Source organism: Streptomyces alboflavus, assembly GCF_000716675.1.
In the GTDB taxonomy this organism is placed as follows: domain Bacteria; phylum Actinomycetota; class Actinomycetes; order Streptomycetales; family Streptomycetaceae; genus Streptomyces; species Streptomyces alboflavus.
Genome location: NZ_JNXT01000021.1, coordinates 161,243 through 185,489, shown reverse-complemented (window position 1 = coordinate 185,489; position 24,247 = coordinate 161,243). Strand labels below are relative to the sequence as shown.

General features: G+C 73.6%; 2 protein-coding genes. Both read left to right on the top strand.

Going from position 1 to position 24,247, the window contains the following annotated elements; genetic code table 11:
• The first annotated feature begins 36 nt into the window (after positions 1-36).
• Positions 37-6,696, top strand: coding sequence for a non-ribosomal peptide synthetase (locus tag OO63_RS18065; protein ID WP_078619201.1), 6,660 nt, complete (start codon positions 37-39; stop codon positions 6,694-6,696).
• Positions 6,696-24,242, top strand: a complete 17,547-nt coding sequence (locus tag OO63_RS18060; protein WP_033264215.1) for a non-ribosomal peptide synthetase — start codon at positions 6,696-6,698, stop codon at positions 24,240-24,242. Before OO63_RS18065 ends, OO63_RS18060 begins: the two co-directional genes overlap by 1 nt.
• Positions 24,243-24,247 lie beyond the last annotated feature (5 nt).

The window sequence follows — 24,247 nt, the reverse complement described above, 5'->3', positions numbered from 1 at the left end:
CTTAGCGCGGATTCTTGAGCTCCTGGAGTTGTTGTGATGGATATTCCTGAGACTGCTGCCAAGATCTTTGCTAGGGAGTCGTATTCCGCCCCGCTCGCCAATTTCCCCGCCCTGTTCGAGGCGCGCGTGGCGACGGCGCCGGCGGCACCGGCCGTGGAGACGGCCGAGCACACCTGGACCTACGGGGAGTTGAACGAGCGGGCCAATCGCGTCGCGCGCCGGCTCATCCGCCGAGGCATCGGGCCCGAGCAGTTGGTCGGCGTGGCGATGCCGCGCGGCGGCGAACAGATCGCAGTCGCCCTGGGCATCGTCAAGGCGGGTGCCGCCTTTCTGCCCATGGCCCCCGACTACCCGGGTGAGCGCATCGCGTTCATGGCCGCCGACGCCCGTCCCGCTCTGATCCTCACGACCACGGACGTCGCCCCCGCCCTGCCGCGGGAGCTCGCCCCGCTGCTCGTCACCGTCGACACGGCCGAGGCCCTGGCCGACGAGGAGCGGTCCGCCGTCACGGATCCCACCGACGCCGACCGCACCATGCCGCTCGCCGTGACCCACCTCGCGTACGTCATCTACACCTCGGGCTCGACGGGCCGCCCCAAGGGTGTGGCCGTCACGCACACCGGTCTCGCCGCGCTGAGCGCCGGTCAGGTGGAGCGCTTCGAAGTGACCGCGGGCGCACGGGTGCTGCAGTTCGCCTCGCCCAGCTTCGACGCGTCCGTGTCGGAGCTCCTGGTCACCCTCACCGGCGGGGCCACCCTGCTCATCCCCGGTGAACAGCGCCTGGTCGGTGAGGAGTTATGCCGTGAGCTGGCCGAGCGTGAGGTCACCCATGTCACGCTCCCGCCCGGTGTGCTCGCCACCCTGCCCGCCGACGCCCACGAGACCCTGGGCGGCCTGCGCGTCCTCACGGTCGCGGGCGAGGCCTGCCCGCCGCCGCTGGCCGAGCGCTGGGCGCGGGGCCGCCGTGTCATCAACGCCTACGGTCCCACCGAGACGACGGTGTGCGCAGCCATGAGCGCCCCGCTGACCTCGGGCCACGCCCCGATCGGCACGGCGATCACCGACACCCGGCTGTACGTACTCGACGAACGGCTCGCGCCGGTCGCGGACGGGCAGGCCGGCGAGCTGTACGTGGCCGGTCCCGGTGTGGCCCGCGGCTACCTGGGGCGCCCGGCGCTGACCGGCACGCGGTTCGTGGCGGATCCGCGGCACGGTGCGGGCGGGCGGATGTACCGCACCGGAGACGTGGTGCGGGCCGGGGACGGAGGGCAGTTGGAGTATCTGGGCCGCAGCGACGACCAGGTCAAGGTGCGCGGGCTGCGGATCGAGACCGGCGAGGTGGCGGCAGTCCTCGCGGAGCACCCGTGGGTCCGCCAGGCGGTGGTGACGGTCCGTGAGACGGCCGGCCGGGGCAAGCAACTGGTGGGCTATGTGGTGCCGGTCGCCGACGACGCGTCGCACGAGGCCGGACGCGGCGCCGGCACGGGGCACATGGCGCTCGACCCCGGATTCGGCGCGGCGGAGCTGCGTGCGTTCGCGGCGGGGCGGCTGCCGGCCTTCATGGTGCCCGGTGTCGTCATGGTCGTCGACGAGCTGCCGCTGACGGCGAACGGCAAGGTCGACAAGAAGGCACTGCCCGAGCCGGAGTTCCGCGGTGCCCCCTACCGGGCGCCAGGCTCTCGGGTCGAGGAGGTGCTCGCCGACGCCTTCGCCGAGGTCCTCGCGACGGGCCCGGTCGGCGTGGACGACGACTTCTTCGCGCTCGGCGGCGACAGCATCCAGTCCCTCCTGGTGGTCTCGCGGGCCCGCGCGCACGGCGTGGAGGTCGCCTCCCGGCAGGTCTTCGAGCACCGCACGGTGGCCGCACTGGCCGAGGCGGTCGAGGCGGCCGATGCGGCCGGCACGGCGGGGATCGACGGCACCCCGGTGCTCGGGGAACTGGACGGCGGCGGCGTGGGCTTCCTGCCGCACCTGCCGGTGACGCGGTTCCTCCAGGACCGTGGCCCCGGCTTCGAACGGTTCTCGCAGGCCATGCTCCTCGATCTGCCCGAAGGCATCGACCGGGCCGCTCTCGCCGCCACGCTGGGGGCCGTGCTCGACCGGCACGACCTGCTGCGCGCCCGCCTCGTGGACACGGACGGCGGCGGGCTCCTCGTCGCGCCACCGGGATCGGTGGACGCCGACGGACTGATACGCCGGATCGCCTGCGCCGAGCCGTGGGAGACGCAGGCGCAGGACGGCCACACCGAGCTCTCCGCGGCCGCGCGCACGCTGCTCCTGGACGAACTCGACGCCGCCGCGGGCCGACTCGCCCCGGCGGCGGGCACGATCGCGCAGTTCGTCTGGTTCGACCCTGGTACCGCGCAGCCCGGACGGCTGCTTGTGGTTCTGCATCACCTTGTCGTCGACGGTGTCTCCTGGCGCGTTCTCCTGCCCGACCTTGCCACCGCCTGGAGCCACGTCCGCGACGGCAGGGCGCCCGAGCTCGCCCCCGTGGCCACCTCGGCGCGCCGCTGGGCCCACGCCCTGGCCGCGGAGGCCCGTCGCCCCGGGCGCGTTGACGAGCTCGACCTGTGGCGCTCCGTCGTCGACGGGCCCGACCCCGTCCTCGGCGCCCGCCGCCTGGACCCGGAGGCGGACGTGGTCTCCACCCTGTCCGCCACCCGCGTCCAGCTCCCGGTCGCCGTCACCGAGACCCTGCTGACCACCCTCCCCGCCGCCTTCCACGGCAGTGTGAACGACGGCCTGGTGGCCGCCCTCGCGCTGGCCGTCGCCAAGTGGCGTGCCGGGCGGGGCGTGGCCGAGCCGTCCACGCTGCTGCGCATGGAGGGCCACGGCCGTGAGGAGGCCGCGGCGCCGGGTGCCGACCTGTCCCGTACGGTCGGCTGGTTCACCAGCGTCTTCCCGGTCCGCCTCGACCTCGCGGGGGCCGACGTCGACGAGGCGTTCGCGGGCGGACCGGCCGCGGGCACCGTCGTCAAGGCCGTCAAGGAGCAGCTGCTCGCGCTGCCCGACAAGGGGATCGGCTACGGCCTGCTGCGCCACCTCAACCCCCAGACGGCCGCCGTCCTGGAGCGGTACGGCAGCGGGCAGGTCTCCTTCAACTACCTGGGCCGCTTCGCCTCCGCCGCCGACCTGCCCGCCGACCTGAGCGGCCTCGGGTTCACCCGGGCCCACGGCGTGCCCGAACTCGCGGAGCTGGACGCGGGCCACGACCCGCGGATGCCCGCGCACGCCGAGCTCGACATCAACGCGACCGTCACCGACACCCCCGCTGGCCCCTGCCTGGGCGCCCTGTTCACGGCACCGGAGGGTGTGCTCCCGCAGGCCGATGTGGCCGAGCTCGCCGACCTGTGGTGCCGGGCCCTCGAAGGGCTCGCCCGGCACGCCGCCCGGCCAGGCGCCGGCGGCCTCACCCCCTCGGACGTGCCCCTGATCGGCGTCGGCCAGGACGACATCGACGGCTGGCAGGAGCAGTACCCGGGGCTCTCCGACATCTGGCCGGTCGCCCCGATCCAACAGGGGCTCCTTGTGCACTCGATGATGGCCCGCGAGAACGGCGCCGAGTTCGACGCGTACATCGTCCAGTACGTGCTGCGGCTGTCCGGAGCCGTGGACCCGGCCCGGCTGCGGGTCGCCGCCCAGGCCGTGCTCGACCGGCACCCCGCGCTGCGTACCGCGTACGTGCCGGGTCCCGACGGCGAACTGGTCCAGCTCGTCGTCGACGGCGTCGAGGTGCCCTGGCAGTACCTCGACCTCAGCGGTCTCAACGAGGGCATGCGGACATCGGCGTACGAGCAGTTCCTGTCGAGCGACCTCACGGCGTACTTCGACCCGGCCGTGCCGCCGATGCTGCGCATGTCTCTGCTCACGCTGGCCGCGGACCGCCACGAGCTGGTCCTGACGTCCCATCACACCCACTTCGACGGCTGGTCCCTGCCCCTGCTCATCCGGGACCTGCTGCGCCTGTACGCCACCGACGGCGACGCGTCGGCGCTGCCGCGGGCCCGCAGCTACCGCGACTACCTGGCCTGGCTGGCTCGGCAGGACCCGAAGGAGTCGGCCCGCGTGTGGGCCGAGGAGCTGGCGGGCCTCACGGAACCGACGCTGGTCGCCCCGGACGCCGCCCCCGCCCCCGACTCCGGCGCCGACGGCGCGGGCATCGGCCAGGTCGACGTCCCCCTGCCCGCCGAGGCCGCCCGCGGACTGCCGCGCTGCGCCGCCGAGGCGGGCGTCACCCTCAACACCCTCGTGCAGGGCGCCTGGGGCGTCGTCCTCAGCCGCCTGAGCGACCGGCAGGACGTGGTGCTCGGCGCCACCGTGGCCGGACGCCCGGCGGCGCTGCCCGGCATCGACTCCATCGTCGGGATGTTCCTCAACACCCTTCCGGTGCGCGTCCCGTACGCGCCCGGCGACACCCTCGCCCAGATGCTGACGAGCCTTCAGGAGCGCCAGAGCGCCCTGCTCGACCACCATCACCACGGCCTCGCCGAGATCCAGCGGGCCGCCGGGCTCCCGACCCTGTTCGACAGCATCATCGGCTTCGAGTCGTTCCCGCTGGACCGCGAGGGCATCGCGGAGGCGAGCACGGCCGCCGGGATCACCGTCACCGGCATCCGCTCGTTCACCGCGAGCCACTTCCCGGTGGCCGTCTTCGTCTACCCGGACGGCGCCCACCTGCGGCTGAGTCTGCAGTACCAGCGCCACCTGTTCACCCGCGAGCGCGCCGAGGCGATCGCCGCCCTGTACGGCCGGGTGCTGGAGGAGACCGCTGCGGGCCCGGGGGCACGGCTGAGCGACGTGGCGAAGACCGAGGACCGCGCCGCGCGGGGACAGCCGGAGGCGGGCCGCGCGGGGGAGCCCGTTCCGTACGTCCCCGACGACACCATCGGGGAGCGCTTCGCGCGACAGGCGGCCCGGACCCCGGACGCCGTCGCGGTCGTCGCGGGCGACACCCAGGTGACGTACCGACAGCTCGACGACCGGGCCAACCGCCTGGCGCACGTGCTGCGCGAGCGCGGCGTGACCGATGACCGCCTCGTCGGCGTGGCGCTGACGCGCTCCGTCGACTACGTGGTGACGATCCTCGCGATCCTCAAGGCGGGCGGGGCCTATCTGCCGGTCGACACCTCATACCCGGCCGAGCGCCTGCGGTTCATCCTCCGCGACGCCGAGCCGACGGCGCTGGTCACCGACGCGGCGACCGGCGCGCGGCTGCCACGGACCGACTGCCCCCTGCTCGACCTCGACGAGTCCGCCACGGTCGCCGCGTTCGCGGCGGCCCCGGCCGAACCCCTGACGCCGCCGGGCGGCCGTCCCGGGCAACTCGCCTACGTGCCCTATACGTCCGGCTCCACCGGCACCCCCAAGGGCGTCGGCATCACGCACCACGGCGTGACCTCGTTCGCCGCGGACCGCCGCTTCCAGGGGGACGCGTTCGCGCGGGTCCTCCAGCAGGCGCCGCTCGCCTTCGACGCCTCGATCCTCGAACTGTGGGTGCCGCTCCTCAACGGCGGCACCGTCGTGGTCGCCCCGCCCGGATCCGTGGACGCCCCCGCGCTGGCCAAGGCCATCGGCGAGTACGGCATCACGACGGCCTGGGTCACCTCGTCGCTGTTCCGGGCGATCGCGGAGGAGCAGCCGGAGGCCTTCAAGGGCCTGCGGTCGGTCTGGACCGGCGGCGAGGTGGTCTCCCCGACGGCGGTCCGCAGCGTGCTGCGCGCCTGCCCGGGCATCACCGTGCACGACGGGTACGGACCCACCGAGACCACGACGTTCGCCACGTGCCGCCCGATGAGCGGTGCCGCGGACGTCACCGATCCGATCCCGATCGGCCGGCCCATGGACACCATGGACGGCCACGTCCTCGACGACGAGCTGGGCCCCGTGGCGATCGGCGTCCCCGGCGAGCTGTACGTGACCGGCTCGGGCCTGGCCCGCGGCTATCTGCACCGGCACGCCCTGACCGCCGAGCGGTTCGTGGCCTGCCCGTTCGGCGAGCCGGGCGAGCGCATGTACCGCACGGGCGACGTGGTGGCGTGGACCGAGGCCGGCGAGCTGCGGTTCCAGGGCCGCGCCGACGATCAGGTCAAGATCCGCGGATTCCGCGTCGAGCCGGGCGAAATCGAGGCCGTCCTGGCCAGCCACCCGGCCGTGTCGCAGGCCGTGGTCGTGCCGCACCGGGGCGCCGCCGAGCAGGACGAACAGCTGGTGGCGTACGTCGTCGTGGCCGGGGGCGACGGGGCGGAGGGCGGCGCCGGTCCGTCTGCCGAGGACCTGCGCACGTTCACGTCGCGGTCCCTGCCCGCGTACCTGGTCCCGGCGGTGTTCACGGTCATGGCCGACCTGCCCAGGAACGCCAATGGCAAGGTGGACAAGGCCGCGCTGCCCGAACCGGAGTCCGCGGGCCGCGCCCACGTGCCTCCCGCCACCCCGCAGGAGCGGCAATTGTGCGACCTGGTCGCACAACTGCTGCGCGTCGAACGGGTCGGCATGAGCGACGACTTCTTCGAACTGGGCGGTGACTCCGTGCTCGCGACCCGCCTCACCAGCCGCATCGGCAAGACGCTCGGGGTCAGCGTGCCCATCCGGGCGGTGTTCGAGGCCGACGACATCGCCCAACTGGCACGCACCGTGAAGAACGCCGCGGCGGCCAGCAGACCCCGGCTGAGCAAGACCGACAGGAGCGCCCAGTGATGATCCCGTTGTCCTTCGCGCAGCGACGCCTGTGGTTCATCGACAGGTTCGAGGGGCCGTCCGCGACGTACAACGTGCCCTTCCTCGTCCGGCTCACGGGCGCGCCGGACGTCGCGGCGCTCACCGGGGCGGTCCGCGACATCGTGACGCGGCACGAGAGTCTGCGCACCCTGATCGTGGAGAACGCCGAGGGCGTGCCCGCCCAACGGGTGCTCCCGGCCGAGGAGGCCCGCCTGGACGTCCCGCTGGTCGAGGTGGACCCGCGGGAGCTCGACGAGGAGGTACGGCGGGCCGCCAACCACGTCTTCACGCTGGCCGAGGAGATCCCGGTCCGCGCCACCCTGTTCCGCGCGGGCCCCGAGGAGCACCAGCTGCTGCTCCTCGTCCACCACATCGCCGCCGACGGCGAGTCCATCGGGCCGCTCGCCCGCGACCTGGCCGCCGCCTACACCGCCCGCGTCACCGGCGCGGCCCCCGACTGGCCCGAACTGCCCGTACAGTACGTCGACTTCACGATGTGGCAGCGCGAGGTGCTCGGCGACGAGGGCGACGGCGACAGCGTCCTCGCGACCCAGCTCGGCTACTGGAAGAAGGAGCTCGCGGGCGTTCCGCAGCCCATGCGCCTCGCCACCGACCGGCCGCGGCCGCCGGTGGCCAGCCACCGGGGCGACGGCGTCGGGGCCGAGCTCGACGCGGATCTGCTCGCGCGGGTCGAGGAACTGGCCAAGAGCGCCGGCGCCTCCACGCCGATGGTGCTCCAGGCCGCCCTCGCGATCTTCCTGCACCAGCTCGGCGCGGGCGACGACGTCGCGATGGGCTCGACCATCATGGGCCGCACCGACGACGAACTCGCCGATCTGGTGGGCTTCTTCGTCAACACCTGGGTGCTGCGCACCGACCTGTCGGGCACCCCGACCTTCGCGGAGGTCCTCGCGCAGGTGCGGCACAAGGTGCTGACGGCGTACGACAACCAGGACGCGCCGTTCGAGCTTCTGGTGGAGAGCCTCAATCCGGAGCGCTCAAGCGCCTATCACCCGCTGTTCCAGACCATGTTCACCTGGGAGAAGCGCGGCTGGTTCCAGTTCGACCTGCCGGGTGGCCTCAGGGCGCGCCTCGGGCCGCTGCCGACGCCGACGGCCAAGTTCGACCTGGAGTTCAACTTCTTCGACGACCCGGACGAACCGGGTCTGTCGATCTACCTGGAGTACGCGACCGACCTGTTCGACCGGTCCACGGCGGAGACGGTCGTGGCCCGCTTCGTGCGCCTCGTCGGGCAGTTTGCCGCCGAGCCGCACCAGGCCGTGGCCCTGGCGGACCCGCTCGCACCGGACGAGCGGGAGCTGGTCCTGAGCACGTACAACGACACGGAGGTGCGGACGCCCGAGCTGAGCGTGCCGGAGCTGATCGCACGTCAGGTGGCGGCCGCACCGGACGCGACCGCCGTCGTCCACGAAGACCTGGAGCTGACCTACGCGGAGCTGGACGCCCGGGCGGAGCGGCTCGCCCGTGAGCTGGCCGCCCGTGGGGTGGGACCGGAGTCCGTCGTCGGCCTGGCCCTGCCGCGCTCGGCGGACCTGATCGTGGGCATGCTCGGCATCCTCAAGGCGGGCGGCGCCTATCTGCCGGTCGACCCCAGGTACCCGAGTGCGCGCCTGGGGCACATCTTCGCGGACGCCCGTCCGCAGCTGATCCTCACCGGCGCGGACACCGCGGGGGTGCTGCCCACGACGGACGTGCCGGCCCTGTGCGTCGAGGACATCGACTTCGCGGTGGCCGGGCCGCGGGTGCCGCTGGTCGCGCCGCGGCCCGCGAACGCCGCGTACGTGATGTACACCTCCGGTTCCACCGGGGTGCCGAAGGGGGTGACGATCACCCACCGCGATGTGGTCAACGGCGTGCTCCGCCTCGCCGACACCGTCGGCATCGACGCGGGTACGCGCACCCTGGCGGGTACCTCCGTCAACTTCGACGTCTCCGTCTTCGAGACGGTCACCACCTTGGCCGTCGGCGGCACCCTCGAGGTCGTCCGCGACGTCCTCGTCATCGGCGAGCGCGGCGGCTGGAGCGGCGGGGTCGTCAGCGCCGTGCCGTCCGTCTTCGCCGAACTCCTCGACCAGGTGGGCGGCGAAATCCGGGCGGACGCGGTGGTCTTGGCCGGCGAGGCGCTGCCCGCGGCCCTGGTGGCGCGGGTCCGCGAACTCCTGCCGGGCGCCCGCGTCATCAACGCCTACGGACAGACCGAGTCGTTCTACGCCACCACCTGCACCGTCGACAGCGCCTGGACCGGCACGGCGAGCGCGCCCATCGGCGTCCCGCTGGGCAACATGCGCGCCTATGTCCTCGGCGCCGGACTCAAGCCCGTCGCACCGGGAGTGGCGGGCGAGCTGTACGTGGCGGGCCAGGTGGCGCGCGGCTACTTCGGGAACGCCCGGCTGACCGCCGAGCGTTTCGTCGCCGACCCCTACGGCCCACCCGGCGCGCGCATGTACCGCACCGGTGACCTGGCCCGCTGGAACGCCGACGGGCAGCTGGAGTACGTCGGCCGCGACGACGCACAGCTCAAGGTGCGCGGCTTCCGCATCGAGCCCGGCGAGGTGGAGGCCGCGCTGACCGCCCACCCGGGAGTCGCGCAGGCCGTCGTGGTCACGCACCACGGCCGCGGCGGCACCCGACTCGTCGGCTACGTCGTTCCCGTGGACGCGTTCGGGCCGGGGTCCGCCGCGGTGGACAGCCTGCGCGATCTGGACCTCGATCTGACGGCCGCCGTCTCCCAGCGGGAGCTGCGCACGTTCGTCGCCGGCAGGCTGCCGGAGTTCATGGTGCCCTCGGTCTTCGTGACGCTCGACCGGCTGCCGCTGGCCCCCAACGGCAAGCTGGACCACGCGGCCCTGCCGGAGCCGGAGTTCACGGGCGGCACCTACCGCGCCCCGCGCACCCCGGTGGAGGAGGTGCTCGCCGGGGTGTTCGCCGAGGTGCTCGGCCTCGACCGGGTCGGCGTGGACGACGACTTCTTCGCCGTCGGCGGCGACAGCATCCGCTCCATCCAGGTGGTCTCGCGGGCCCGCACGCAGGGCGTGGAGATCACCCCCCGGCAGATCTTCGACGCCCGCACCGTCGCCGAGCTCGCCGAGACCGCCGTCAGCGGCGGCCAGTGCGGCCCGGTGCTCGACGAACTCGAGGGCGGCGGCACGGGGTTCATGCCCCTGCTGCCGATCGGCCACTACCTCCTCGGCCTGGGTGCCGGTCTGGACCGGTTCACCATGTCGATGACGGTCCAGCTACCCGTCGGCATCGACGAGGCCGGGCTGACCGCCACCCTGGCGGCGGTCCTCGATCACCACGACATCCTCCGCTCCCGCCTGGTCACGGGGGGTCAACCGGGGCTCGAGGTGGCCGCGCCGGGCACGGTCGACGTCGCTTGCCTGATCCACCGCGTCGCGTCGCGGGCCGAGTGGGGCGCCGGCTGGCGGGAGCGGGCCGCCGCCGAACTCGACGCCGCCGCCGGGCAGTTGGACGCCGCCGGTGGTGTCATGGCGCGGTTCGTGTGGTTCGACGCGGGCGCCGAGCGCGCCGGGCGCCTGATCATCGCCCTGCATCACTTCGTCGTCGACGGCGTCTCCTGGCGCATCCTGCTGCCGGACCTGGCCGAGGCGTGGAAGCAGGTCCGCGACGGCCGCACCCCGCGGCTCGAACCCGTGGGCACCTCGGCACGGCGCTGGGCGCACGCCCTGGCGGCGGAGGCCACGTCCGAGCAGCGGGCCGAGGAGCTGGACCTGTGGCGCTCGATCGTCGCCGGACCGGACCCGGTCCTCGGCAGCCGCGCGTTCGACCCGGCTGTCGACACCATGGCCACGGTCGAGCATGTGCGCATGGACCTGCCGGTGGCGGCCACCCGGGCCCTGCTGACCACGCTGCCCGCCGCCTACCGCGGCGGTGTCAACGACGGCCTGCTGGCCGCGCTCGCTCTCGCGGTGGCCAAGTGGCGGGGGCGGCGCGGGGTGGCCGAGTCCTCGCTGCTCCTGCGCCTCGAGGGCCACGGCCGTGAGGAGGCCGCCGCCCCGGGGGCCGAACTGTCCCGCACAGTGGGCTGGTTCACCAGCATGTTCCCGGTCCGTCTCGACGTGGCGGGCGTGGACCTCGACGACGCCCTCGACGGCGGCAGCGCGGCGGGGGCCGCGGTCAAGGCGGTCAAGGAACAGCTGCTCGCCGTGCCCGGCAAGGGCATCGGCTACGGCCTGCTGCGTCATCTGAACCCGCGGACCGGCGAGATCCTCGAGCGGTACGCGACCGGACAGATCTCCTTCAACTACCTGGGCTGGTACGCCGGGTCGGCGAACACCCCGGAAGGGGCGCACGACCTCGGCTTCTCCCAGGTCGACGGCACCACCGAACTGCAGGTGGGCCTGGCCGGGGACATGCCCGCCCTCGTGGCGCTGAACATCAGCGCGTACGTGACTGACACCGAGCACGGCCCGCGTCTCGCCACCCGCCTCGACTTCCCCTCCGGCCTGTTCACGCGGGCCGAGGTGGACGAGCTCGCCGGTCTGTGGCGCACCGCCCTCGAAGGCCTCGCGCGACACGCCGCCGAGCCGGACGCGGGCGGTCTCACGCCCTCGGACATACCGCTGGTGACGGCGGGACAGAGCGAACTGGACGGCTGGCGGCGGCGCTACCCGGGCCTGACCGACGTATGGCCGCTGACCGCGATGCAGGAAGGCCTGCTCTTCCACGCAGAGCTGGCCGGTGCCACCTTCGACGCCTACCAGATGCAGCTGGTCCTGCACCTTGCCGGAGAGGTCGAGCCGCGGCGGCTGCGGGCGGCCGCGCAGGCGGTGCTCGACCGCCACCCCAACCTGCGGGCCGGCTTCGTCACCGACAGCGCGGGCGAGCGGGTCCAGATCATCCGGGACGGCGTCGAACTCCCCTGGCACGAGGAGGACTTCAGCGCGCTCGCCGAGGAGGAGCGCGCCGGGCGGCTCGAGCGCTTCCTGGACGCGGACCACGCCACCCACTTCGACCTGGCCGCCGCACCGCTGCTGCGCATGTCGCTGATCAGGCTGGCCGCCGACACCTGGGACCTGGTCCTCACCACCCACCACGTCCTGTTCGACGGCTGGTCGGTCCCCCTGCTCATGCAGGACCTGCTGCGCCTGTACGGCTCGGCCGGCGATGCCACGGACCTGGGCAAGGTGCGCGGCTACCGCGACTTCCTGGCCTGGCTCTCGCGGCAGGACCACGAGGCGTCGGCCCGCGCCTGGGCCCAGGAGCTGGACGGCCTCGACGAGCCCACACTGCTCCTGCCCGAGGACTCCGCCCTGGCGGGCGAACCGACCGGGGTCGGCCAGGTCGACGTGCCCCTCACCCCGGAGCAGTCCCGTGAACTCACCCGACGCGCAGCCGAATTAGGCCTGACCCTCAACGTGTTGCTGCAGGGCGCCTGGGCCATCCTCCTCGCGGGCCTGACCGGGCGTCAGGACGTGGTGTTCGGCGCCATCGTCTCCGGGCGCCCGCCCCAGGTCGCGGGCGCGGACGACATGGTCGGCATGTTCGTCAACACGCTGCCGGTACGGGTGAACTGCGCCCCCGGCCACTCGCTCGACGCCCTCCTCGCCGGGCTCCAGGAACGACAGGGCGCGCTGCTCGACCACCAGCACCACGGCCTCCTGGACATGCACCGGCACACCGGACTGCGCACGCTCTTCGACACGATGGTGGTCCTGGAGTCGTACCCGATCGACAGCGCCGGTCTGGGCGAGGCCTACTCGGCCGCCGGGATCTCGGTGACCGGGATCAGCCCGCTCAGCGCCACCCACTACCCGCTGGTGGTGATGGCCGTCGCCGAGCCGCACCTGAAGGTGAGCCTCCAGCACCAGCACCACCTCGTCGACCGCGCCCGGGCCGCCGACATCGCCACCCGCTTCGGCCGCGTCCTGGCCCAGCTCGCCGCGGACCCGAAGGTGCGCCTGGGCGCCGTCGACCTGCTGGAGCCCGCCGAACGCGGCCGGTTCCTCACCGAGGTCAACGACACCGCCGCACCCACCCCGTACGAGACGGTCCCGGCGCTGTTCGAGCAGCGGGCCGCCGCCGTCCCGGACGAGATCGCGGTCGAGTGCGCCGAGGGCGGCAGCCACGTCTCGTACACCTACGCCGAGTTGGACGCCCGCGCGGGCCGCCTGGCCCGTCACCTCATCGACCGGGGAGCGGGCCCCGAGGTCCTCGTCGGTCTCGCCCTGCCCCGCTGCGCCGACCTGGTCACCGGCCTGCTCGGCATCCTCAAGTCCGGCGCGGCGTATCTGCCGATCGACCCCGAGTACCCGAGTGCGCGCCTGGACCACATCCTGGAGCACGCGGGACCGGCCCTCATCCTCACGGACGCGGCCACCGCCGGCACGCTGCCGCGGACCGGCGCCCCCGTTCTGCACCTGGACGACGTCGCCCTCGACGACCCCGCCGCCGGCGCCGTCCGCGGCGACGCCGACCGCGGGGGCGTGCTGCGCCCGGACAGCGCGGCGTACGTGATGTACACCTCGGGGTCGACGGGCACCCCCAAGGGCGTCGTGATCAGCCACCACAACGTGGTCAACGGCATCACGCGGCTTGCCGAGCGCGTCGGCATCGGCGCCGGGACGCGGGTGCTGGCGGGCACGTCGGTCAACTTCGACGTCTCCGTCTTCGAGATCGTCACCACGCTGACGCGGGGCGGCAGCGTCGAGGTGGTCCGCGACGCTCTCGTCCTGGCCCGGCGCGACACCCTCGCCGCCGACGTCATCAGCACCGTGCCGTCGGTCTTCGCCGAACTCGGCGACCACATGGGCACGATCACCGGTCTGCAGACGGTCGTCCTCGCCGGTGAGGCGCTGCCGTCGGCACTGGTGGACCGGGTCCGGCAGACGCTGCCGGGCGTCCGCGTCATCAACGCCTACGGCCAGACCGAGTCCTTCTACACCACCACCTACACGGCCGGCGACGGCGCCGGCGGCACCGGCAGCGCCCCCATCGGCACACCGATCGGCAACATGCGCACCTACGTCCTCGGCGCGGGCCTCACCCCGGTACCGCCGGGCACGGCGGGCGAGTTGTACGTGGCGGGCGACATCGCGCGCGGCTACCTGAGCCGCGCCGCGCTGACCGCCGAGCGGTTCGTGGCCGACCCCTACGGCCCTGCCGGGGCGCGCATGTACCGCACCGGCGACCTGGCCCGCTGGAACGCGGACGGGCAGTTGGAGTACGCGGGTCGCGCCGACGACCAGGTCAAGATCCGCGGTGTGCGGGTCGAGCCCGCCGAGGTCGAGGCGGCCCTGAGCACCCACCCGGGTGTGGCACAGGCCGTGGTGGTCACGCGGGACGGTCCGGGTGCGGGCGTCGACAAGCAGCTGGTCGCGTACGTGGTGCCGGATCTGGACGGGGCGCAGCAGGCCGAGGGGCCCGGGCGGCAGGTCGACGAGTGGGAGCAGATCTACGACGAGGTCTACTCCGCCACCGGCACCCGGTGGGGCGAGGACTTCACCGGCTGGAACTCCAGTTACACCGGTGAGCCGATCGACCTGGGCGAGATGCGGGAGTGGCGGGACGCGGCGGTGGCCCGGATCACCTCCTGGCGGCCGCGCCGCATCCTGGAGCTGGGGGTGGGCTCGGGCCTGCTCATGGCGCACCTCCTGGACCATGTCGAGGAGTACTGGGCCACGGACCTGTCCTCGACGGTGATCGCGCGGCTGACCGGGGAAGTGGAGCAGGCCGGGCACGCCGGCAAGGTCACGCTGCGCCACCAGCACGCCGACGACGTGTCGGGGCTGCCGGCGGGCCACTTCGACATGGTGGTCCTCAACTCGGTCGTCCAGTACTTTCCGCACGCCGCCTACCTGGACCGGGTCCTGGCACAGGCGTGGGAGCTGCTCGCGCCGGGCGGCCGGATCCTGGTCGGGGACGTGCGCAACGCGGGCACGCTGCACCTGTTCGCCTCCGGGGTGCGCAGCAGCCAGTACCCGCAGACGGCGCCGTCGGCGGCACGGGCGGCGATCGCGCGGGCGATGCTGACCGAGCCGGAACTGGCACTCGACCCGGAGTGGTTCGTGCGGTGGGCCGAGCGGCACGGGGCGGGTGGGGCGGACATCCGGCTCAAGCCCGGTGCGGCGCACAACGAGCTGACCCGGCACCGCTACGAGGTCGTCCTGCACCAGCCGGCCGCCGGGATCGAGGATGTCTCCGGCGCTCCTGAGGTGGTGTGGGGCCGTCAGGTGTCCGACCTGAGCGCGGTGGCGGAGCTGCTGCCCGACCGGGCGGGAGCGGTGCTGCGGGTGAGGGGCATACCCAACGCGCGGCTGAGCGACGAGGTGGCCCTGGCGGTCGAGGCCCGGCTGATGGAGGCACCCGCCGCGGGCGGGCCCGCCCTTGACCCGCAGCAGGTGTGGCGGTGGGCCGACGCCCGCGGCTGGAGCGCCCTGCTGACCTGGTCGCAGGCCGGGGAGTGCTTCGACGCGCTGGTCTGCACCGACGCCACGATGACCGCGCGGCCGCTGACGGGGGTTCATCTGCCCTCCGGCCGCGCCGACAAGAAGCTGGCCACCGACCCGGCCGCGGCCACCCGGATCGGCGCCCTGGTCGGCTCGATGCGCGGCTACCTCCAAGGCCTCCTTCCGGCCCATCTGGTGCCCGCCTCGGTCGTGGCCATCGCCTCGGTCCCGCTGACCGCCAACGGCAAGCTCGACCGCCGGGCCCTGCCCGCCCCCGACCTCAGCCTCCAGGCCACGAGCCGCGCCCCGCGCACGCTCCAGGAGGAGGTGCTGTGCGACCTGTTCGCCGAAGTCCTCGATGTCGAACGGATCGGTGTCGACGACGACTTCTTCGACCGGGGCGGCCACTCGCTGCTGGCGACGAAGCTGATCAGCCGCATCCGCACCGCCCTGAGCGCCGAGGTCGACCTGCGCACGTTCTTCACGCACCCGAGCGTGGCCGAGCTCGCCCCGCACCTGGACGGCGGCGCCCCTGCCCGGGCCCCGCTGACCCGGTCCGCCGAGCGGCCCGCCCGGCTGCCGCTCTCCTTCGCCCAGCAGCGCCTGTGGTTCCTGCACCGGCTCGAAGGACGGTCGGCGACGTACAACATGCCGTTCATCCTGCGGCTGAGCGGCGACCTGGACGTGCCCGCCCTGGAGGGGGCGGTCAATGACCTGCTGGCCCGCCACGAGACCCTGCGCACCGCGTTCCCGGAGGTCGACGGCAAGCCGTACCAGGACATCCGGGAACCGGAGCGGGCCCGGATCACCCTGACCCCGCGGTCCGTGCGGGCCGGGGAAGCGCTCGCCGCGGCCCTGACCGGGGCCGCCCGGCACACCTTCGACCTGGCCGCCGAGATCCCGGTCCGCGCCTGGCTGTTCACCACGGCGCCGCGGGAGTCGGTACTCGTCCTGGTGATCCATCACATCGCGGCCGACGGCTGGTCCCTGGCGCCGCTGGCCCGGGACCTGACCGCCGCGTACACCGCCCGCACCGAGGGCGGCGCACCGCGGTGGACACCGCTGCCGGTGCAGTACGCCGACTACACGCTGTGGCAGCGGGGCCTGCTCGGCGAGTCCGGTGACCCGGACAGCGTGTACAGCGAGCAGCTCGCGTACTGGACCGACCGGCTCGCCGGGCTGCCCGAGACGGTCACCATCCCCAGCGACCGGCCGCGTCCGGCCGCGCTCGACCACAGCGGCGACCTGCTCCAGTTCACCTTCGGGCCCGAACTGCACCGGGGCGTGGCCGAGTTGGCCCGGGCCTCGGGCGCCACGCCGTTCATGGTGTTCCAGGCCACGATGGCGGCCCTGCTGACCCGGCTCGGCGCGGGCACGGACATCGCCATCGGCAGCGGCATCGCGGGCCGTGCCGACGAGAGCCTCAAGGACCTCGTCGGCCTGTTCGTGAACATGCTCGTGCTGCGCACCGACACCTCCGGCGACCCCACCTTCGCGGACTTGGTCGGCCAGGTGCGCAGGTCGAGCCTGGCCGCGTACACGCACCAGGACGTCCCCTTCGAGGCCGTGGTGGAGCGGATCAACCCGGAGCGGTCCACCTCCCACCACCCGCTCTTCCAGATCGCCCTGGCGCTGCAGAACAACGAGGAGGCGCACTTCGAGCTGCCCGGTCTCCGGGTCGTGGCGGACGGCAGCGGCACCGGCACTGCCCGCTACGACATGCTCTTCAGCCTCCATGAGACCTTCGAGGACCGTACGCGGCCCGCGGGCGTCCAGATCGCGGTCGAGTACTCCACCGAGCTGTTCGACGCCGCCACCGTCGAGACGCTGATCGCCCGCTGGGAGCGGCTGCTGACCACCGCGGTCACCAACCCCTCGCACCGCGTCAGTTACGCCGATCTGCTCACCGAGCGGGAGCGCGGCGAGCTCCTCGCCGCCGAGCGGTCCCCGACCCCCCGGGAGGTCGAACCGGCCACGTTCCCGGCGCTGTTCGCGGCCCGGGTACGCCGGACCCCGCAGGCCGTGGCGGTGGAGTCGCAGGACGTGGCCCTGTCGTACGCGGAGCTGAACGCGCGGGCGAACCGGATCGCGCACTGGCTGATCGCCCGGGGCGTCGGACCGGAGCGGCTGGTGGGCGTGGCGATGGAGCGCGGCGCGGAGCAGGTGGCGATTGTGCTGGGCATCCTGAAGGCGGGCGCGGCGTATCTGCCGGTGGACCTGGAGTACCCGGCCGACCGGATCACGTACATGGTCGGCGACGCTCGCCCGGCGGCGGTCCTGACCACCGGGGAGTCGGCGGGCGAGCTGCCCGAGGGCCTGGCAACAGATGTCGTCGCGGTGGACGCGGTCGACGTCCGGCAGGCCTGGGCGCAGAGCCCGGACAGCGATCCCGCCACCGCCCTGACCCTGGCGCACCCGATGTACGTCATCTACACGTCGGGTTCGACGGGCCGCCCCAAGGGCGTGACCGTGACCCATGCGGGGCTGGCGGCACTCAGTGCCGACACGCGTGAACGGCTGGCGCTGGCCTCGGACTCCCGGGTCCTCCAAGTGGCCTCGCCGAGCTTCGACGCGGCGTTCTGGGAGCTGGTGCAGAGCCTGACGGTGGGGGCCACGCTGGTGGTGCCGCGGCTGCGCAGGCTGGTGGGCGACGACCTGTACCGGACGCTTGCGGAGCGGCGGATCACCCATGTGATGCTGCCGCCGAGTGTGGTGGCGGCGCTGCCGGAGGAGGCGGCGCACACCCTGACCGGGCTGCGGGTGCTGACCGTGGGCGGTGAGGCGTGCCCGCCGGGGCTCGCCGGGACATGGGCACCGGGGCGGCGCTTCGTCAACGCCTACGGCCCCGCCGAGACCACGGTGTGCGGTGCCATCAGCGCCCCGCTCACCTCCGCTCGCACCCCGATCGGCACGGCCGTGGCCGACAACCGGGTGCGGGTCCTCGACGACCGCCTCGCCCCGGTACCCCCGGGCACGCCGGGCGAGCTGTACATCGCCGGGCCCAGCCTGGCGCGCGGCTATCTGAACCGGCCCGCGCTTTCCGCCGAGCGGTTCGTGGCCGACCCCTACGGCCTTGCCGGGGCGCGCATGTACCGCACCGGTGACGTGGTGCACCGGGGCGCGGACGGGCAGTTGACGTACCTGGGGCGCAGCGACGACCAGGTGAAGGTGCGCGGTCTGCGCATCGAGCCGGGCGAGATCGAAGCTGTGCTGGCCGGGCACCACGGAGTCGCCCGGGCGGTCGTGGTGGTGCGCGAGAACCGCGGGGCCGCGCAGCTGGCGGGCTATGTCGTGCCCACCGGCGCCCAGGCGGCGGACGACGAGGACTTCGACATCACCGCCGGCGTCTCGGTCAGGGAGCTGCGCCGCTTCGCCGCCGCACGCCTGCCGGAGTTCATGGTTCCCTCCTCGTTCACCCTCCTGGACGAGCTGCCGTTGGGCCCCAACGGCAAGCTGGACCGGGCCGCCCTGCCCGCACCGGACTTCGCTGGGGCCGACTACCGCGCCCCCGGCACCGAGACCGAGCGGGTCCTGGCCGCTGTCTACGCGGAGGTCCTGGGGGTGGAGCGCGTCGGCGGCGACGACGACTTCTTCGCCGTCGGCGGTGACAGCATCCGCTCGATCCAGGTGGTCTCGCGGGCCCGTGCGCACGGCGTCGAGGTCACTCCGCGGCAGATCTTCGAGTGCCGCACGGTGGCCCGGCTCGCCGAGGCGGTGGGTTCCGCGCCGGCCGGCCCGGTCCACGAGGAGCCGGTGGGCGGCGGCGTGGGCTTCGTGCCGCTGCTGCCCGTCGCCCGCCATGTGACCGGACTCGGCGGCGGGCACGACCGGTTCGCGATGTCGACGGCGCTCACCCTGCCCGTCGGGATCGACGAGGCGGGACTGGCCGCCACGCTGGCGGCGGTTGTGGACCACCACGACGTGCTGCGCTCGCGCCTGGTCACCTCCGGAGCGGGCGCGGAGCCGGGCCTGGAGGTGGCCGAGGCGGGCACGGTGGACGTGGCCCCGCTCATCCGCCGTGTCCCGTGTGCCGGTGACTGGGAGGACGCCGCCTGGCGGCGCCGTGCGACGGCGGAATTGAACGCCGCAGTCGGCGAACTGGCCCCGTCGAACGGGGAGATGGCGCGGTTCGTGTGGTTCGACGCGGGAGCGGAGACCTCCGGCCGCCTGATCGCCGTCCTGCACCACCTGGTGGTGGACGGTGTCTCCTGGCGGATCCTCGCGTCGGACCTGGCCCGGGCCTGGGGGGACGTGCGGCAGGGCAGGACCCCGGTGCTCGCGCCGGTGCCGACGTCGATGCGGTACTGGGCCCACGCCCTGACCGCGGAGGCGGCTCGTCCGGAGCGGGTGGCGGAGCTGGGGCTGTGGCGGTCCGTGGTCGAGGGCCCGGACCCGGCCGTCGGCCCGCGCGCCTTCGACCCGGCCGTCGACGTGCGCTCCACGGTGCGGACGATCGAGGTCGAACTGCCCGCGCGGGCCACCGAGTCGCTCCTGACGACGCTGCCCGCCGCCTTCCACGGCGGCGTCGACGACGGCCTGCTCACCGCGCTCGCCCTCGCGGTCGCCACCTGGCGCCGGGAGCGTGGCGTGGACGAGTCGGCGCTCCTGCTGAGCCTGGAGGGGCACGGCCGGGCGGAGTCGGCCGTCCCGGGCGTCGATATGTCGCGCACCGTGGGCTGGTTCACCACTCTGTTCCCCGTCCGCCTGGACGTGGACGGCTTCGACCTCGACGACGCCCTCGCGGGCGGCCGCTCCGCGGGCGGCGCGGTCAAGGCCGTCAAGGAGCAGCTCAACGCGATCCCGGACCAGGGCATCGGCTATGGCCTGCTGCGGCACCTCAACCCGGCCACGGCCGAGGTCCTCGGTGCGCACGGAACCGGACAGGTGATGTTCAACTACCTCGGCCGCTTCGGCGCCGAGGGGCCGCCGCGGAAGCACCGTGCCCAGGACTGGGAGCTGGCCGCGGATGTGGACGGTGTCCACGCCGAGCTGGACGCGGACATGCCCGCGCTGGCGCCGCTGGAGGTCAACTCCTACGTCCTGGACACCGAGCGGGGGCCGCGGCTGCGGGCCGAGATCGGCTTCCCGGCCGGGCTGCTCGGCGAGGCCGACGTACAGCGCCTCGCCGACCTGTGGCGCACGGCCCTCGAAGGCGTGGCCCGGCATGCCGCCGAACCCGGAGCGGGCGGCCTGACGCCGTCCGACGTTCCGCTCGTGACGGTGCGCCAGCGTGACCTGGAGGCGTGGGAGGAGCGCTACCCGGGGCTCGTGGACGTATGGCCGGTGACGTCGGAGCAGTCAGGTCTGCTGTTCCAGAGCATGCTGGCGGACGCCGAGTTCGACGCGTACCACGTGCAGTTCGTCCTGCACCTGTCCGGCGGCGTCGACGCCGCGCGGATGCGCGCCGCGGGCCAGGCACTGCTCGACCGGTACGCCAACCTGCGCGCCGCGTTCGTGGCCGGTGCCGCAGGCCGGCAGGTCCAGCTCATCGTCGACGGCGTTCGACTCCCGTGGCAGGTCGTGGACTTGCGGGAGTGGCCCGAGAGCGAGCGCAGCGAGCGGTTCGAGCAGCTGCTGCGCGCGGACCAGGCGGCGCACTTCGAGCCCGCGGTGGCGCCGATGCTGCGGATGACGCTGGTCCAACTGACGGATGACCGCTCGGAGTTGGTGTACACCGCCCACCATGCGCTGTTCGACGGCTGGTCCTTCCCGCTGCTGCTCCAGGACCTGATCCGGCTGTACGGCAGTGCGGGCGACCCCGCCGGGCTGCCCCGGGTGCGTTCCTACCGGGACTTCCTGTCCTGGCTCGCACGGCAGGACCACGAGGCCTCGGCCCGCGTCTGGGCGCGGGAGCTGGCGGGTGTGGAGGGGCCGACGATGCTGGCTCCGGCCGCCGCCGGAGCCGAGCCGACCGATGCGGACGAGGAGGGCTTCGGTCATGTCGCGCTGCCGCTGGCGCCGGAGACCACCCGTGCGCTCCAGCGCCGTGCGAGCGAACTGGGCGTCACCCTCAACATCCTGCTGCAGGGCGCGTGGGGTGTGCTCCTCGGGCACTTGACGGGACGTCAGGACGTGGTGTTCGGCGCCACGGTCTCCGGCCGTCCGCCGCAGGTGCCGGGCGTGGACCGGATGGTGGGCCTGTTCATCAACGGCCTTCCGGTACGCGTGGAATTCACCTGGCGGGACACGCTGGCCGACGTCCTGACCGCGCTGCGCGAGCGCCAAGCGGTGCTGATGGACCACCAGAACCACGGCCTGAGCGACATCCACGAGGCCGTGGGCGTCGGCACCCTCTTCGACACGATGGTCATCTTCGAGTCGTTCCCGATCGACCGGGAGGGCATGATCGAGGCGCACTCGGCGGCAGGGGTGGGCGTGACCGGGATGCGGGTGCTCTCCGGCACCCACTACCCGCTCATCGTGGCGGCCGACCCGGACCTGCGCATGGGCCTGCAGTATCAGCGCGGCCGCTTCGAGCACGCCGAGGTCGAGCGGATCGCCGCCCGCCTGGGCCGGGTGCTGACCCGCCTCGCCGCCGACCCGCTCACCCCCGTCGCCCGCCTGGACGTGCTGGAACAGGACGAACGCGAGCTGGTGCTCGGCCGGTTCAACGACACGGGCGTACGGGTGCTCGAGCAGACCGTGACCGGGCTGTTCGAGGAGCAGGCCGCCCGCACTCCGGACGCGCCCGCAGTGGTCCACGAGGGCGGGCAGCTGACCTACGGGGAAGTGAACGCGCGGGCCAACCGGCTCGCCCGGCACCTGACCGGGCTCGGGCTCGGGTCCGGGGCCCTGGCCGCCGTGGTCCTGCCGCGCACCCCCGACCTGGTGGTGGCGATCCTGGCGGTCCTCAAGACCGGCGCCGCCTATGTGCCCGTGGACCCCGGCCACTCCGGCGCCCGCCTGGAGCACATCCTGGCCACCGCCGCCCCGCACCTGATCGTCACCGACGCCTCGGTGGCCGCGGCGCTGCCCCGGCAAGGCGCCGCCGAGCGGCTGTGGCTGGACGAGACGGACGTGTCCGCGCAGCCGGCCGGGGACCTCACCGACGCGGAGCGCGCCCGCCCGCTGCTGCCCGACGACCTGCTCTACCAGGTGTACACGTCCGGTTCGACGGGCCTGCCCAAGGGCGTGGGCATCACCCACCGCAACCTGGTCAACGCCCTGGACGGGCTGGTGCGGCAGGTGGGGGCCCGGCCGGGCTGGCGGATGCTGGCCAGCACCTCGATCGGCTTCGACGTGGCCGCCTTCGAGCTGTTCTCCACCCTCACCACCGGCGGCAGCGTCGAACTGGTCCGGGACGTACTGGCGTTGGCCGAGCGCGACAGCTGGGACATCGACGTGGTCAGCTCGGTGCCCTCGGCCTTCGCCGAGATCGTCGACCGGCTCGGCGACCGCCTCAGCCCCACGGCGCTGGTGTTCGCCGGCGAGGCGCTCACCCCGGCCCTGGTGGAGCAGGTCCGGGCGAACTGGCCGCAGGCGCGGATCGTCAACGGCTACGGGCCCAGCGAGACGTTCTACGTCACCGCCCACGCCCTGGAGACGGACCGCGGCTACGCGTCGGGGGTGCCCGTCGGCCGCCCGCTGGGCAACCTGCGCGCCTACGTCCTCGGCCCGGCCCTGACCCCGGTGGCCCCGGGCGCGGTCGGCGAGCTGTACATGGCGGGAGCGGGCGTGGGCCGCGGCTATCACCGACAGCCCGCGCTGACCGCCGAACGGTTCGTCGCCGACCCGTTCGGTCCGGCGGGGGAGCGGATGTACCGCACCGGCGACCTGGCCCGCTGGACCGCCGACGGCGAGCTGGAGTACGCGGGGCGCGCCGACACCCAGGTCAAGATCCGCGGCTTCCGCATCGATCCCGGCGAGGTCGAGGCCGTCCTGGCCGCCCACCCCCGGGTCGCCCGGACTGCCGTGGTGGCGCGCGCCGACGCGGGCGGCAAGCAGCTGATCGCCTATGTCGTCCCCGCCGCCACCGATGGCGGGCCGACCGGCGCCGAGCTGCGTGACTTCGTGGCCGGGCGGCTGCCGGAGTTCATGGTCCCGGCCGCCTTCGTCACCCTGGAGCGCCTGCCGCTGTCGCCGAACGGCAAGCTCGATCACAGGGCCCTGCCCGCACCGGACCTGACCGGCACGGCCGCCTACCGTGCCCCGCGCACCCCGCACGAAGAAGTCCTGGCCGGCCTGTTCGCCGATGTCCTCGGCGTGGCCGAGGTCGGCGTCGACGACAACTTCTTCGACCGGGGCGGCCACTCCCTGCGCGCCACCCGCCTGGTCCACCGGATCCGCACGGTCCTGATGGTCGACGTACCGATGCGGACCGTCTTCCAGTCGCCCACCGTGGCAGAACTGGCCGCGCAGCTGGACACGGGGGCCGAGTCCCGCGGGCACACCGACCCGTACGGCGTGGTCCTGCCGCTGAAGAGCGGTGGCGGCAAGGCCCCGGTCTGGTTCGTTCACCCCGGCATCGGCCTGTCCTGGTCGTACCTGGGCATGGCCGTCCAGCTCGGGGACCGGCCGGTGCATGCCGTCCAGGCCCGCGGCTTCGACGGTTCTCCGCTGCCGGAAACCTTCGCGGCGATGGTCCTGGACTACGTGGCAGAGATCCTCACCGTGCAGTCCGAGGGCCCCTTCCACCTCATCGGCCACTCCATGGGCGGCACCCTCGCGCACGCCATCGCCGCCGAACTCCAGGGCCGGGGCCACGAAGTGCCGTTGGTCGGCATCCTGGACGCGGCCCCGAGCAACATCTTCGCCCGGCAGGACGTGGTCCTCGACCTGTCCGAGGCGCGGGACTTCCTCGAGGGCTATCTGCCGGGCGGCGCGGACGACCCCGAACGCCGGGCCCTCATCGCCAACGGCTCCGCCCTCATGGTCGAACACGTCCGGATGGCGCGGGAGTTCAGCCAGCCGACCTACCGGGGTGACGTCCTGTTCTTCAACGCGACGCTCAGCCCGGAGGCCGCCGCGGCGCACTGGGAGCCGTACGTGGAGGGCGATGTGCGTACGTACGACATCGAAGCCACGCACTTCGGCATGACCGAGCCGAAGCACGCGAGCGAGATCTGCAAGGTCATCAACCACCATCTCGAAGCGTGAGGAGC